This is a genomic window from Exiguobacterium sp. 17-1, from assembly GCF_023096305.1.
Classification (GTDB): domain Bacteria; phylum Bacillota; class Bacilli; order Exiguobacteriales; family Exiguobacteriaceae; genus Exiguobacterium_A; species Exiguobacterium_A sibiricum_A.
The window spans coordinates 1,039,707-1,053,613 of sequence record NZ_JALIGJ010000001.1 but is presented as its reverse complement, the minus strand read 5'-3'; the positions used below and the strand labels follow the sequence as shown (position 1 = coordinate 1,053,613).

Below are 13,907 nucleotides of genomic sequence, written 5' to 3'. Positions count from 1 at the left end.
ACCCGGTCAGTTTTTTAGATCAATATTCATTTAACGCATCTTTTGCTACACGGTCGGCTTTATTTTCTGACCGTGGAATCCACTTGACGAACGCAAGCGGTAGAAGGGAAAACCGCTCAAATGCCGGATCAAAATAGATTTGAATCCGCTTGTTTTTGGCAAACTCGCGTTCAACTGCCAACGAAACGGCTTCTGAATCCGTACGGAAAGAAAATACACTTTCCCCTTGTGCCAATAATTCTTCCGCTAATTCGACAGCTTTTAAAAATGCCTGAAATTCAGCTTCGTGATTATTCTCAGCCGTAATTCTAAACGTCCGTTCGATGACCTGACCTTCTGAATTTTTGCAAAAAATCCCGACTGCCGCATCATCATTCGAGGGACGGACTGCTCCGTCAAAATATAGTTCAACCATGTTCTCTCGCCGCCTTTATACCTTTTCGAATCGCTTGTTCATCTAAATTTTTTCCGATGAAAACCAGCGTTGTTTGTTTTAGTCCTTCAAATTCACCACGTGTTGCCGTTCCATAAATCATACCAGTTCCTTGTAAAATGATTTTTCGATCCGTATCCGAAAAATAAAGGATTCCTTTATAGCGGTATAAATCTTCGGCATATGCTTCAAGAATTTCTCGCAAAACGGCACCAAAGCGTTGACGGTGCAACGGAACTTGTTCTGTAATCGTCAACGCTGTGAAGGACTCCGCCGCTTTCTGTAAACCGTCAGTTTGTTGTGCCAACCGTTCTTCTTCCTGCTTTGGAAAATGAAACGTTTCGAATAACTGTTGAATCGGCGTGTCCGATTCGATGGTCGGTAGAATCAACGCCGTTGGATTCAGTTCGGATATCCGTTTGACTGCCGCCGTGACCTCGTCTGCCGAAATCAAATCGGTTTTATTTAACAATAAAGTGTCCGCAAAGCCGATTTGACGGACATTTTCTTCAAATGTCAATTGTCGTTCCAGTTGATAGGCATCGACGACCGTAATGACACTCGATATTTGATACTGTTGTTCGACCGCCGGTTCAAAGTAAAACGTTTGTAAGATAGGACCCGGATCGGCAATCCCTGTCGTTTCAACAATTAAACGATCAAAGTCCATCTCACCGTCACGTCTTTTTTTAGCAATCCGGAGTAACGCATCCCGCAAATCACCACGAATCGAACAGCAGATGCAACCATTGGTCAGTTCGATGACCTCTTCATCACTTCGTTCGATGAGCGCTTCATCGATGTTTACGGCGCCGACTTCGTTGACGAGTAATGCTACTTTTTCAATCGGATTCGCAACAATCCGGTTCAATAATGTTGTTTTCCCTGCCCCTAAAAAACCGGTGACGAGGGATGTTTGAATACGTGCTGACATGTGTTCACTCCTTATGTTAACTGCGACTGCCGCCATTTTTCTTTTCGTGCATCCAGTAAATCAATGGCATGTAAATACCAGGCGTCTGTCGTCTGCGGGGTGACGCTTGATCCCCACTCTTTTTTGCCATGATGGGATAAAATCATATGCATCAACCGGTGGTACTGATCAACCGGAAGGCGGACTGCTTCTTTTTGTAACGCTTGTTCCAGGACAAAACATCCATAAGGCATATGTCCCACTAACACACCGTTCGGATCTAAGGTAATACCGGACAGCTTTTCATCGGCCGGTTCCACTTGGACCAAACGGGAAAAGCGGTCGTTGCTCGCTCCGAGATGGGTATATTCAAAGATTTTTCCGATATCATGCAACAAAATCCCCAACAGTAATTCATCCTGGTGTGGACGGTCGTTTAACAACGCAATCGATCGTGCAGCCTGATACAAGGCATCAAAACTGTCATCCCAGGCAAACTGACGCATGTCCCGTTCACTCGCTTGGAACAAATCGTTTTTATGATCCGCCTCGGCTTCTTGAATACATTGTAAAAGCGTCAAGTCCGGACGTTCCGATTGACAGATTCCAAAACCAATCGTCATCATACAGGTCGTATGCTTCAACAGACCGCCGATATAGGCATGATGATGATACAAAGCCGCTGGACGGGTCGAGAAATCTTCCCAATATGACGATAACACACGATGTGCCACTTGCCGGAGCGGTGCCTCCATCTTGCCAATCAGACCAATCAATTGATCCCGGTAGCCGCTTGCAGACTCGCCAGTAGGCATTTGTGGTAAAAATGCCGTGCCCGATTGATTGTGAACGGCTTTCACCCGCTGGACGGTCAATGATTTATTACCTGAATCAACAGGATATTCTTCCACTTTGGCAACGACATGAACGATACCTGTTTCAAGGTATGGACGCATTGCTTCTTCCGCTGTTCCCTGATTCAACCATTGTTTCCCTTTACATGTACCACTCGGAGAGTTGAAGGTAAATTGTAACCATTCACGACCTGTCTGGCTTATTTTAATTTCAGCCGATGCGACGAGCAGGGTTTCTTCCACCTGTTCTCCAGGAACATGATTGGAAATCAGAAATCCTGTCGCCGTCTCGGTTCCTTCAAGTGGATAGTCTTCTCCGCTATAAACCGGCATCTCAAGCTCTGGAATGGCTTTAAATAATCGAATCATCGTCAACACTCCTCTCATTTACTCTGCCTTTCATGATAACAAATCTTCTCTATTCCTGCATACGTTAAAACATTCATTGTAAGCGCTTCATTTATGATTTAAAATGACAAGTGAAGACAAATTATCCATGATAAGGAGGATTACCGGATGATTTTTTCATTATCGACTTGTTATGATACGGTTCAAGTTTCAGAACTGGAATCGGATCCATCTACCGTAACACGTGAACAACTTCGTCAAGCCGTTTCGATTTATGATCCGCTTGTTCTGAAGGATCCTTGTTTATTACATCAACTCATTTATCAAGAAATGGTCTTAGCATGCCAACAGGTTAAAGCACTTGGTTTATCACTTGATGCTGTCCCTGTTAAGCTGTTGATTATCTCCTCATTTAATCCGGGAGCGGGTTTCGATGCGGATGAAATCAATCGGATGTCCAACGCGACACTTAAACGGCAACTTGCAACCAATGACGTCGTCTTCTCGCGCTTCATCCAACAATTATTTCTGCACCAAACACAAGCGGATATTCTTTGCCAACGTTTAATGACCGTTTTAGCTGGCGCGACGGCCAAAAAGGTGTTCGTTCGAGCCGAACGGCTTCAGACTTCTTGGGCTATCCTGCATTAACCACACAAAAAGTCCTGACTCAAATGAGTCAGGACTTTTTTTCAACGACCTGGCATTCCAGCTCCTTGATGGATATTTCTAATGAAAATGCGGCATTCCGCTTCGTCATATTCTATATACATCATTGCAGAATATTGGAAATATGTCAATTTATTTTTCAAAAAAAAGTGGGATAACCTCGATTGAAGTTATCCCGAATGGAAGAGTGAATAATTACCATGGCAATGCTTAATTTCATAATACAATGCGATGGAAGCGTTTACAAGTCTTTATCGAAAATTCTTTCAAGAAAATATTCTTCTGTTAATGGACGATGAAGAACTTCAATCCCACTTTGTCGCATCAGCTTCAATCCATCCCCATATTCGTAACCCGTCGAATAGACGACACGATCAATTTTCGAGGCAATCAAGGCTAAACTGCAGGCATGACAAGGACTGTGGGTTACGTATGCTGTCGCATGCCGGGCGCTGGTCGAGTCTGCTGCAAGTTTTCCTAACGCATTGATTTCAGCGTGGATCTCGTTCATCTTCGACCACTCGTGGTGTTCTTCTTGATTGTCACAGCGGAAAAATACTTGACCGTTATGTACGATAGATACAGCGTCAGGCTGCTCCTGGTTACGTCCTTCTGCTGCGGCTTTATACAGAATATTATCTTGTTTTAAATAAATTTCATTGCAGTTCACATGTTGACTGGGTGTTCCGTTAATTCCGATTGATATCGGTTTTTCATCTTTGACAATGACACAGGCAACGGACTTTGAAGCACATTTCGAATGCCGATCCGCCATCATCCTTGCAAACAAAAGCCATGTTGTATCCCATTGATGTTGTTTTTTCATGATCCGTCTCTCCTTTTGAATAAACCACTAAGGAACACATAAATGTGTTCCTTAGTAAGGGCGGTTTGGTAATTCACGATTTTTTGAAGCTACTTCCATGACTTTTTGTTTCAATTCATTTTCCATTCGTTCGAGCTCATGTTCCGCATCACGACGTTTTTGTTTTCCGTCCTGTTGAATCCGTAACGTTTCATCCAACGTTTCGATCAGGTTTTGATGCGCCACTTTCAAGGATTCGACCGATACGATTCCTTTTTCATTTTCTTCTGCAATCTCGATGGATGAATCTTTTAGGAGCCGTGAATTTTGTTCCAATAATTGATTGGTCGTGTTCGTGACATCCTTTTGCATCTGTAAGGCTGTTTTTTGCCGCGATAGACTCAGCGAAAGAACCACTTGGTTTTTCCAGAGCGGAATCGTATTGACGACCGCTGATTCAATCTTTTCCGCTAAGATTTGATTGTTTTGTTGAATCACACGGATTTGTGGAGCCATTTGAAGACTGATCGTCCGTGATAGTTTTAAATCATGAATTTTCTTTTCGAACCGATCAGCCAGTTGAATCATGTCATTCAACTCCTGTAACCGGGTCTGATCCTGTGACCGTTCGACTTCCATGCGCAACGGTTCGATTTCATGTTCTCTGACGTGTGCAACTTTTGTTTCTCCTGCCGCAATATAGAGATTCAGTTCTTCGAAGTACCGTTTATTTTTTTGATACATTTGGTCAAGCAACGTAATATCCTTCATCAAACCGAATTTTGAACGATCCAAATTGTGAACGACTTCTTCAAGGTAAGCACTCATTTTTTCATACTGTAAAAAGTACGTTTCTGCTTTTTTCTTCGCTCGACCAATGACAGGAACATTTGACCAAAAACTCTTCTTTTCTTGTAACGTGTCCGGATCCATCTGACGCACACGCTGCATTAAATCCGACAAGAGTTTTCCAGCATCGCCGCCGTCTTTCATTTTCACTTCACTCAACACTTGATCTGAAAACTGTGATAATTCGCGTTGAACCGGTGCCCCGTACTGCATGACGGCATCTGATTTTTTTAAATCGATGACTTGAAGCAACCGTTCAATTTTTTGGCGTTGTTCGGCCGGAACGTCACTCGGAATCATGTCTTCGACTGGTCGGACCGGTATAGATGAAGTTTCTGCAAGATTCAAATCAACAGACGGATCTGAAATCGTCGGTTGTGTCGTTGATTCTTCTTCCGGCCATTGTTGCCAGCTATTGTTATCAGAATGGGTCATGTTTATAACTCTCCTCCTGTTTTCGTTGTTCTGACTCTTGTGCCAAAACCTTCTCAATCGTCAGCAATTCACGTTCTAGGTCTACCGTATCACCTTCTAACAACAGTGATTGCTGTTGTTTTAATTTTTCAGCGATGAGTTTTAGATTGGATTGTAATTGTTCCCGTGTCTCCATTTGAACTTGCGCACCCCGTCGTTCGAGATCCGCAAATTTTTCCGAAATCGAGAGCAAGGAATCCAAATAGAATGTAAAGAAATCACGGACTTTTTTGACTTCACGTGGCGCCGTAAATAGTTCTTCAAACAAGACGTGGGCTTCACGGGAAACGATCCGCATTTCGGATCGGATTTCACTATCACGAATCGTCGGAATGATTTGATCAAAGGATTGAAGTTTGACAAATCCTTCTTCGACTGTTCGTTGTAAGACCTGAAGCTCTAAATCATCTGTTTCATCAAATCTGCGTGTTGCTTGTTCCGGCTTTAAGATGACGCTCCCGACAAACTCGTCTTCATCATCGAGTAGCAGTTTCTTTTTAACGTTTTTTCGTTTTAATTCTGTTGATTTCCGTTCAGTCCGATACCGTTTACCCGGTTTAGCACGATAGCCGCTCCAGATGAACCAAAGACCTAATGCAATGAAGATGCCGGAAAAATTCAAGGCATCCGCCACCTGAAGAAATACAAACATCAGACCGATTGAACCAAGGACCCACCATGTAGAAGACTTCATCTCATCACCACCCCTTTTGATTGTTCCTCTATCTGTCTTCAAGTTAGTCATTTATTACTTATATCTTACCATTACGAATCATATAACAAAAAGTTTCCCGTTTTAGCGAAATGTTAGTCCTCTGTATTTCTTATTTCACCATAATCTATTACCCGTTACATCCGCCTCAAGTTTGATTTCTGCAATCTTACCGGCAACAAAAAAATCCGTCCACAAAAAATTTGCAGACGAACTTTTTTTAAAGAAGTAAGATAGCCGCTATATGCCGCTTAAGAACCGAACAGCGGCCAAACCAAGATAATCAAAATCGCGACTGGACTCAGATAACAAATACTAAAACGCCAGAATGGAAGTATTTTTTTCATCATCGGACTCGTCACAAGTTCTTGTTCAACCAAGGTACGGTCCAATTTAAATCCGGCAAAAAATGAAATCAACAATGCACCAATCGGCATGAGGATATTTGAAACGGTAAAGTCCATCCAATCGAAAATCGTTTTATCCATCCACGTGATGTCAGATGCTAAACCAAACGAAAGAGCAGACGGAATACCAATCACACCAATTAACACTGTAGCAATAATCGTATTGCGTTTCTTATCTCGAAACGTCGCTGTTTCTTTCCGGTCGGTAATAGCGGAGACAACTACTTCAAGCATGGCAATCGAAGAAGTGATTGATGCAAAAGCAAACAAGAGGAAAAACAGGACCAAGAACAGTGAACCAAACTGAATTTGACTAAACACCGTCGGTAAGACGATGAACAACAAGGACGGTCCTTCCGCAGGATCGAGACCCGATGCGAAAACAGCCGGGAAAATGGCGAATCCAGCAAGCAATGAGACAATCACATTTAACGAAACGATCCAGATAGCGGATCGATTAATTTGTCCTCGTTCTTTCATGTAAGAAGCATAGGTCAACATAGCCGATACCCCCAATGAAAGCGAGAAGAACGCTTGTCCTAAAGCACTGAGGACTGATGTCCGGTTTAAGGCCGCAAAGTCCGGTTCGATAAAGAAGCGGACGCCTGCCCCTGCTCCTTCAAGCGTCAACGAACGGATGACCAGAATGATGAAACACAGAAATAGTAACGGCATCATGATTTTACTCATTTTTTCAATCCCGGCTTGTACTCCGCGCAAGACGATCACACACGTAATGAGCAAGAAGATCAACTGACCCGTAATGGCATAGCCTGGAGAACTAGAAACCGTGGCAAATAATTCACCTAAATCTGCTCCGCTCATCGCGGTTAAATTACCGGAAAACCCTAGAACAATATAGATCAGTACCCATCCACCGATGACACTGTAAAATGAGAGCAACAGAAAACAAGCGATGACACCGAGCCAACCAATAAACGTATATTTTTTATGACCAAGCTCTGAAAAAGCCTGTAATGCTGTTTTTCCACTCGTCCGACCGATTAAGAACTCTGCAATCAAGACCGGTAATCCAAGCAAGAGCGTAAAGGCTAAAAATAATAATAAAAATGCCCCACCCCCGTTTGTTCCCGTCGTATAGGGAAACTTCCAAATGGCACCTAGTCCAATCGCTGATCCAGCTGCTGCTAAAATAAATCCAATCTTCGAAGCCCATGCATTTCCTTTCATGGCACTCGACCTCCTTTTCAAAAATACTTTTCCATTGTACAAAAGTTCGTACGGGAAGTCATCCTTTATCAAACATTTTCTTTAAAGCGTCAAAGCATAACCGCATATTCGCAGTAAATTAAAATATTTTTCAGCTAAAAAAATCGAAGTCCGTATGGTGGACTTCGATCAGAATCATTTCAATTGACGGATATCCTCAAACTAATGTATCGATTCGACCACTGTACATCTTTAAATATTCCGGTAATACTTTGACCTCAATCGGCGAATGCATCGCCTTTTCTCCATCCGTATCAATGACTTTCGGAGAATCGGTTTTCAGAGTGAAGCCGCTTGTCAAAACATGCGTAAACGACGGTTCCGTCGCTAAGCCGATTTTTTGTAAGATGACATCACGGATCGTCGTCAAATTCACTTCGTCAACGATTACAAGATCAAGCTTGCCGTCGTTGTAAGCCCCTTCCGATAAATTGGTTTCGATACCGCCGAGTGATTCGCCGTTTGCTGCTAAAATCAAGACGGCTTCCCCGGTCATCTTTTGACCTTCCGCTAACTCCAGTTCGTACGAAAATGGCTCTGCTTCCATACTTGACCGGATTGTCGAGAGATAATATCCCATTTTACCTAAACGCGCTTTTTCTTCCGTATCAATCCCGATTGACGCTTCCGCGACAAGACCTAAGCCGAGGAAATTCAAGAAATACGTATCATTGACTTGCCCAAGATCGACTTCGACGATTTGCTGGGTCGCAATCATTTCAGCTGCTAGCCTTGGAACCATCGGCAATCCTAACGTACGAGCAAAATCATTGCACGTACCGCCCGGGATAATACCGAGAATCGGACGCGTCTCCAGTTTTGCTATTCCATTGATCACCTCAAACACGGTACCGTCCCCACCGATGACGACAAGCGCGTCAAAACCTGCAGCTTCTTCTGCGAAGTGTAACGCATCGAGTGCTTGAGCGGTTTGACGAATGACGATTTCGTCAAACATCGCTGCTAGCGGATCAATCACATCCTGTAAAAGACCAGCGCGATTCGATCCTGCCGTCGGGTTACTGATCAATAGTAATCTCATTTAAGAATTCCTTCTTTCTGTAAATAGTCACGCGCGACTTGATTCGCGGTTTTTCCACCGTAAGCGACCGCTTCGTTCATTTTCGACATCTCACTATCAGAAATTTTTCCGTCCAGCTGTTTTAACGCCTGTTCGACTTCCGGATACTCATCTAACGTCTCTTGACGAAGAAGAGGTGCTCCTTCATACGGCGGGAATAACTGTTGATCGTCTTCCAGGACAACCATATTATATTTTGCGATTTCCGGATCGGTCGAATAGGCATCAATGACTTGGATGTCTCCCGACTCTACAGCTTTATACCGTAATTTCGGCTCCATCGTCACTACTTCTTTAAAATTAACGCCATACTTTTCTTGAATCCCTTTGTAGCCGTCTTGACGATCTTTAAACTCTAATGTGAATCCGGCTTTCAATTGATCCGCCACTTGCTGTAAATCGGAAATCGTCTTTAATTTGTATTGATCCGCCACTTTTTTCGGAACTGCGACGGCATATGTGTTGTTGTAGTTCATTGGTGGAAGTAATGCCAGTTTTTGTTTAACAAGCCCGTCGCGTGCCTGTTCAAAGACGGCTTGTTTATCGTTTGAGACCGGCTTTTCGTTGGTTAGGCTGGCAAGCACGGTTCCCGTGAATTCAGGATATAAATCAATGTCGCCGGACTGTAGAGCTTTATAGACAAATGTCGTCTTCCCGAAGTTCGGTTTGACTTGGACATTCAAATCCGTTTGGTCTTCGATGACCAACTTGTACATGTTCATCAAAATTTCTGGTTCAACACCTAATTTACCGGCGACGACCAAATCCGGTTGTTCCGTCCGCCCGAGGGCAAATGGTGTGATGATCAATGTCGCGATTAACGCCAGTGCGACGACGAGTCGACCTGTTTGACGTTTTTTTGTAGCCACTTCCGTTTGTCTTAACAACCCGTCAAACAAAAGTGCCAACAAAGCGGCAGGAATTGCACCGAGTAAGAGGAGATAATTATCGTTCCGATCAATCCCGAGCAGAATGATTGAGCCGAGTCCTCCGGCACCAATCAAAGCGGCGATTGTCGCTGTCCCGATAATCAGGACCATCGCTGTCCGGATGCCGGCCATCATGACGGGTAAGGCTAGCGGAAGCTCTACTTTCATCAGGCTTTGCATCGGAGTCATCCCACAAGCCCGTGCCGCTTCCTTCAACGATGGATCGACTTCAGCCAACCCGGTGTACGTATTACGGACGATGGGAAGAAGGGCATATAAAACAAGGGCAATGACTGAAGGAACCGTCCCGATTCCGACAAGTGGAATCATCAGACCAAGCAAAGCCAAAGAGGGAATCGTTTGGATGACTGAAGTGACACCGATTGACCATTCACTGAATTTTTTATGACGGGATAAATAAATACCGAGAGGAATAGCAATCAAACAGGCAATCACCAGTGAAAGGACCGACAACTGAATATGTTCAATCAAAGCTTGTAACAGTTCGGCTTTCCGGTCTTGATACGTCTCAAACAATCCTGTCATTGGAAAGTCCCCCTGACTTGACCCATGAATTCCTTAACGAATTCATCGTTGCTCGCCAAAATCTCCTCTTTCGTTCCGATCAAGACAATCTTGCCTTCATTCATCAAACAAATTCGACTGCCGAGTTTTAAGGCTTCATTCATGTCGTGCGTCACGAATAAGATTGTTTTCCCAAGTTCTGCGTTTAGACGTAACAAATCATTTTGCAATTGGTCTCTCGAAATCGGATCGAGTGCAGAGAACGGCTCGTCCATCAAGATGACGTCTTGTTCTGCTGCTAAAGCCCGCATGACCCCCACCCGTTGTTGTTGTCCTCCCGAAAGTTCACTCGGATATTTTTTTCTTAAATTCTCATTTAACCCCGTGAGTTGGAACAAGGTGTGCACACGTTCCTCCACTTTCTTTTTTTCCCACTTCAATAAATGCGGTACGACACTTACATTTTCTTCAATCGTCATATGCGGAAATAAGGCGATTTGTTGAAGGACATAACCAATCTGACGACGCAATTCATGTTCATCGATTGACATGATCGGTTGACCGTTTATCCAAATTTGCCCTTCCGTGTGATCAATCAATCGATTGACCATTTTCATCGTTGTGGTTTTCCCGCAACCGGACGGACCAATCAGACAAAAAATTTCTCCCTGATTGACTGTGAAGTTTAAATCTTGGACCGCTTTTGTTCCATCTGGATATGTTTTTCCGACTGCTTTAAATTCAATCACGTACGATCCCTCCAACACCTTAATATAGTCAAGTCTATTCTTTATTATCTTTGTAAAATTTCCCTCATTTAATCGTTCTGAAACCTGATTTACACGATTCAAAAGCGCAAAAAAAACCGGCAGAAAATTCTGTCCGGTTTCCTGTTTATTTTGTTTTACGCTCTAATAATTCAATCTCCGATTTGATCAATACTTGTTTCTCGAATTCAAACCCAAGAGATTCGAAGTTTTTTGTATGTGAGAGATCGCCCACTACTGTATTGGTTAATACAGCCGTGACCTCCGCCACCCAACCTTCTTTTGTTTTTACCATATCACCGACGATATAATCAAATAACTCTTCTTCTTCCATCTTCTTCATCTCCTGACACGTTCAGATATTCTTAATCATATAAAAGAACCTGTGAAAAAGCTAGTATTGCGTCAAGGTACGAAGCATTTGACGTAATATCTTGGCTGTCAGTCCCCAAATCAAATACTCTTCATGTTCATAAAAATGTTCGACCGTTTTATACGTCCGGTCCACGTACGCATCACGATTCGCCAGACGATCTGTCGGTACGGTTTTACCGGGACGAATCCGCCATTCCATCTCACCTTGAATCGGCTCCGCTGCAAGTAAGTCAGCAAGCGCTACATAAAAGATATGATCGACTTCCATCGGCGATGGATGGATATCCTCCGCTGTCAGGATGCCGAGGTACGGATAGATGATGGAGCGATTTGGTGTCACCAGTGGCTCCAACGTACCGATGATTTCAATATCCGTAGGATTGACGTTCAGTTCTTCCGTCGTTTCGCGAATTGCCGCTTCCCGCGGTTGTTCGCCGGGATCAATCCGTCCACCGGGAAAAGCGATTTCTCCCGGTTGCGAGCGCAAAGTCTTCGCCCGGACTTGAAATAACAGATGGATTTCCCCGTTCCGCTCCACTAATGGGATTAAGACTGCTGCAGCATTTTTAGGGAGCTGTTCCGTTGAAGACGCAAACACTCGTTTGACATCATTTAATCGGAAATTCTTCATCGTGTTTCCTGCGCCACTTTCTGATACGCTTCTTCGAGATGACGCATCCGAACGATTAAATCAGCATTTTTAGCGATTCGATCGGCTAAAATCGATCCGGCCACGACTTTATAATAGGCATTCAACGCTTGGATTTTCGTCATGTACGCTTCATTTTGTTGCATGTATTCTCTAAAGTTACTCATCAAACGTTCTGTCGTAAATAATTGCTCGTTCACTGCTCTCATCCTTTCAGACGGTTTGCCGTCCAGTCGATAGTTTAATGGTAGCGAGTTTCGGCTAAGAAGTAAAATAAGGGGGGCTATCCGTGAAGAAAAAAATAGATGTATTGATTATTGGTGCTGGACCGACCGGTTTGACGTTAGCACTTGCCTTATCTCGTTATGGACTGACGTTTCGGATTATCGAACGGGCAAGTGGTCCATCGGTCGTTTCGAAAGCAATCGGCATTCAGGCACGGTCGCTTGAGTTATTTGCGCGCCTTGGTGTAGCGGATGCTTTAATGGAGAATGCCATTAAAATCAATCAAGGAAACTTATATGTCAATGGAGCCTGGCAGGCAAAACTTGACTTTACGGATTTAAATACACCGTTTCCTTTCGTCACCTTATTGCCGCAAAGCGAAACCGAACGTATTCTTGAAACGCGTTTAAAAGAAGATGGCCATACGGTCGAACGCGAAACAGAGTTGACCGGTTTCGCACAATTTCCGACGTTCGTCACCGCATCGATTCGAAAAAATGATGTGACGGAAACTGTTGATGCTTCCTTTATCATCGGCGCCGATGGAGCCAATAGTTTCGTCCGGCGCGAACTCGGGCTTCCATTCAGCGGTAAGTCTTTTAAAGAGTCTTGGGCGCTGGCCGACATCGAGGTCGATTGGCCGTTATCTTCCGAAGAAGTGCATATCTTTTTCTCTGATCACGGTGTCATTGAATCCTTCCCACTCCAGTCGAATCTCTTTCGGATTACAGGAAACCTGACAAACGGTGCGGTCCCGACCGATCATTCTGCCATTGAAGACTTCTTAAAAAATCGTGCGCAGGTTCCGTTCACATTGAAGAAGGTCCACTGGTATTCCATGTTCCGGGTTCACAATCGAATCATTGAAAAATTTGGGCATCACCGGATCTATTTAATCGGTGACGCGGCACATATCAATTCACCGGTCGGTGGGCAAGGCATGAACACAGGGATTGCGGATGCGATGAATTTAGCCTGGAAACTCTGGTGTGTTCATCGATTTAAAGCCAGTTTCCCCCTACTCGATTCTTACAGTGTCGAGCGGCGTGAAGCGGCACGTGGCATTTTACGTTCTACGAACCTCGCTACTGAACTATTGCAGATTAACATCCCACTTTTACTGCCGCTTCAAGAAAAAGTCATCCGGAACAGCTTAAAGATTACACCGTTACATCATTACGTCACGAACCGGATCGCGCAACTCAACAGCAACTACCAAGCGTCACAGTTGTTTGTCACGCAAGGCCGTTTCCCTCTTTTGACACCACGTCCGGGAGAACCGATGCCCTATAGTGAAGTCGTGAATCCGCGAACGAAAAAAAATGAACTGTTATTACGGCGCGCGGATCGTAATTTTCTGCTCTTGCTGTTTCTACCCCGTGAAGCGAACGAACAGATTCTCCTGCCGTTCAAGGATCTGGCCTATTCGTACCCGGATCTGTTCGAGACCGTTTCGATTCATCAGGAACTGAAGGATGATGGAGTCGTTGATCAAGGCGGCGAACTCGCCCGAAAATTTGGAATTAAACAGGCCGGTTTGTACTTGATTCGACCAGACGGGTATATTGCGTATCGTCAACAAGGCTTGAAGATTCAATCCTTCTCACGTTATCTTGAACGTTTACTTTATGCCCGTTAAGGACGTATGATAAAGATGAGGTG

At 44.0% G+C, this 13,907-nt stretch carries 15 protein-coding genes; 2 read left to right on the top strand and 13 right to left on the bottom strand.

What is annotated here, in order from left to right; all coding sequences use genetic code 11:
* Nucleotides 1-19: 19 nt before the first annotated feature.
* Genes MUN34_RS05185 through MUN34_RS05175 form a run of 3 tightly spaced genes read right to left on the bottom strand, consistent with a single transcriptional unit; the run spans nucleotide 20 to nucleotide 2,569 of the window.
* Nucleotides 20-415 carry a ribonuclease HI family protein gene (locus tag MUN34_RS05185; protein WP_026828121.1) on the bottom strand — a complete coding sequence of 132 codons (396 nt, stop codon included), beginning with the start codon at nucleotides 413-415 and terminating at the stop codon, nucleotides 20-22.
* Nucleotides 408-1,367: a CobW family GTP-binding protein gene (locus MUN34_RS05180; protein ID WP_247856992.1), complete on the bottom strand. Its 960-nt coding sequence runs from the start codon at nucleotides 1,365-1,367 to the stop codon at nucleotides 408-410. The genes MUN34_RS05185 and MUN34_RS05180 overlap by 8 nt, the downstream gene beginning before the upstream one ends.
* Before the next feature lie 11 nt (nucleotides 1,368-1,378).
* The gene (locus MUN34_RS05175; protein WP_051525129.1) at nucleotides 1,379-2,569 is read right to left on the bottom strand and encodes an HD domain-containing protein; all 1,191 of its coding nucleotides are present in this window, start codon (nucleotides 2,567-2,569) and stop codon (nucleotides 1,379-1,381) included.
* A 147-nt stretch (nucleotides 2,570-2,716) separates the two neighbouring features.
* Between MUN34_RS05175 and MUN34_RS05170 the strand changes: the two genes are divergently transcribed.
* Nucleotides 2,717-3,199 carry a hypothetical protein gene (locus MUN34_RS05170; RefSeq protein ID WP_247856991.1) on the top strand — a complete coding sequence of 161 codons (483 nt, stop codon included), beginning with the start codon at nucleotides 2,717-2,719 and terminating at the stop codon, nucleotides 3,197-3,199.
* Between the two features lie 259 nt (nucleotides 3,200-3,458).
* Here the strand turns inward: MUN34_RS05170 and MUN34_RS05165 are convergent, their stop codons facing one another.
* From MUN34_RS05165 to yvfG, 10 genes are all read right to left on the bottom strand, one after another.
* Nucleotides 3,459-4,043, bottom strand: a complete 585-nt coding sequence (locus tag MUN34_RS05165; RefSeq protein WP_247856990.1) for a deoxycytidylate deaminase — start codon at nucleotides 4,041-4,043, stop codon at nucleotides 3,459-3,461.
* Nucleotides 4,044-4,094: 51 nt separating this feature from the next.
* A complete protein-coding gene (locus MUN34_RS05160) occupies nucleotides 4,095-5,306 on the bottom strand; it encodes a toxic anion resistance protein (protein WP_026828117.1) in 1,212 nt (403 codons plus the stop codon).
* A complete protein-coding gene (locus MUN34_RS05155; RefSeq protein WP_026828116.1) occupies nucleotides 5,293-6,039 on the bottom strand; it encodes a 5-bromo-4-chloroindolyl phosphate hydrolysis family protein in 747 nt (248 codons plus the stop codon). The genes MUN34_RS05160 and MUN34_RS05155 overlap by 14 nt, the downstream gene beginning before the upstream one ends.
* A gap of 269 nt (nucleotides 6,040-6,308) precedes the next feature.
* On the bottom strand, nucleotides 6,309-7,655 hold the full coding sequence (locus tag MUN34_RS05150; RefSeq protein ID WP_026828115.1) for a sodium-dependent transporter: 1,347 nt from the start codon (nucleotides 7,653-7,655) through the stop codon (nucleotides 6,309-6,311).
* A 196-nt stretch (nucleotides 7,656-7,851) separates the two neighbouring features.
* Complete coding sequence (locus MUN34_RS05145; RefSeq protein WP_026828114.1) at nucleotides 7,852-8,736, bottom strand: diacylglycerol/lipid kinase family protein; 885 nt, start codon at nucleotides 8,734-8,736, stop codon at nucleotides 7,852-7,854.
* Nucleotides 8,733-10,250, bottom strand: a complete 1,518-nt coding sequence (locus tag MUN34_RS05140; RefSeq protein WP_247856989.1) for an ABC transporter permease/substrate-binding protein — start codon at nucleotides 10,248-10,250, stop codon at nucleotides 8,733-8,735. Before MUN34_RS05140 ends, MUN34_RS05145 begins: the two co-directional genes overlap by 4 nt.
* The gene (locus MUN34_RS05135; RefSeq protein WP_026828112.1) at nucleotides 10,247-10,978 is read right to left on the bottom strand and encodes an ABC transporter ATP-binding protein; all 732 of its coding nucleotides are present in this window, start codon (nucleotides 10,976-10,978) and stop codon (nucleotides 10,247-10,249) included. The genes MUN34_RS05140 and MUN34_RS05135 overlap by 4 nt, the downstream gene beginning before the upstream one ends.
* A gap of 145 nt (nucleotides 10,979-11,123) precedes the next feature.
* Nucleotides 11,124-11,330 (bottom strand): hypothetical protein, encoded by a 207-nt coding sequence (locus tag MUN34_RS05130; RefSeq protein WP_012370627.1) that lies wholly within the window; start codon nucleotides 11,328-11,330, stop codon nucleotides 11,124-11,126.
* Nucleotides 11,331-11,390: 60 nt separating this feature from the next.
* Complete coding sequence (locus MUN34_RS05125; protein ID WP_026828111.1) at nucleotides 11,391-12,002, bottom strand: NUDIX hydrolase; 612 nt, start codon at nucleotides 12,000-12,002, stop codon at nucleotides 11,391-11,393.
* Complete coding sequence (gene yvfG, locus MUN34_RS05120) at nucleotides 11,999-12,229, bottom strand: protein YvfG (RefSeq protein ID WP_233494521.1); 231 nt, start codon at nucleotides 12,227-12,229, stop codon at nucleotides 11,999-12,001. Before yvfG ends, MUN34_RS05125 begins: the two co-directional genes overlap by 4 nt.
* An 80-nt stretch (nucleotides 12,230-12,309) precedes the next feature.
* Here yvfG and MUN34_RS05115 point away from each other — a divergent pair, with 80 nt between their 5' ends.
* A complete protein-coding gene (locus tag MUN34_RS05115) occupies nucleotides 12,310-13,884 on the top strand; it encodes an FAD-dependent monooxygenase (RefSeq protein ID WP_026828110.1) in 1,575 nt (524 codons plus the stop codon).
* Nucleotides 13,885-13,907 lie beyond the last annotated feature (23 nt).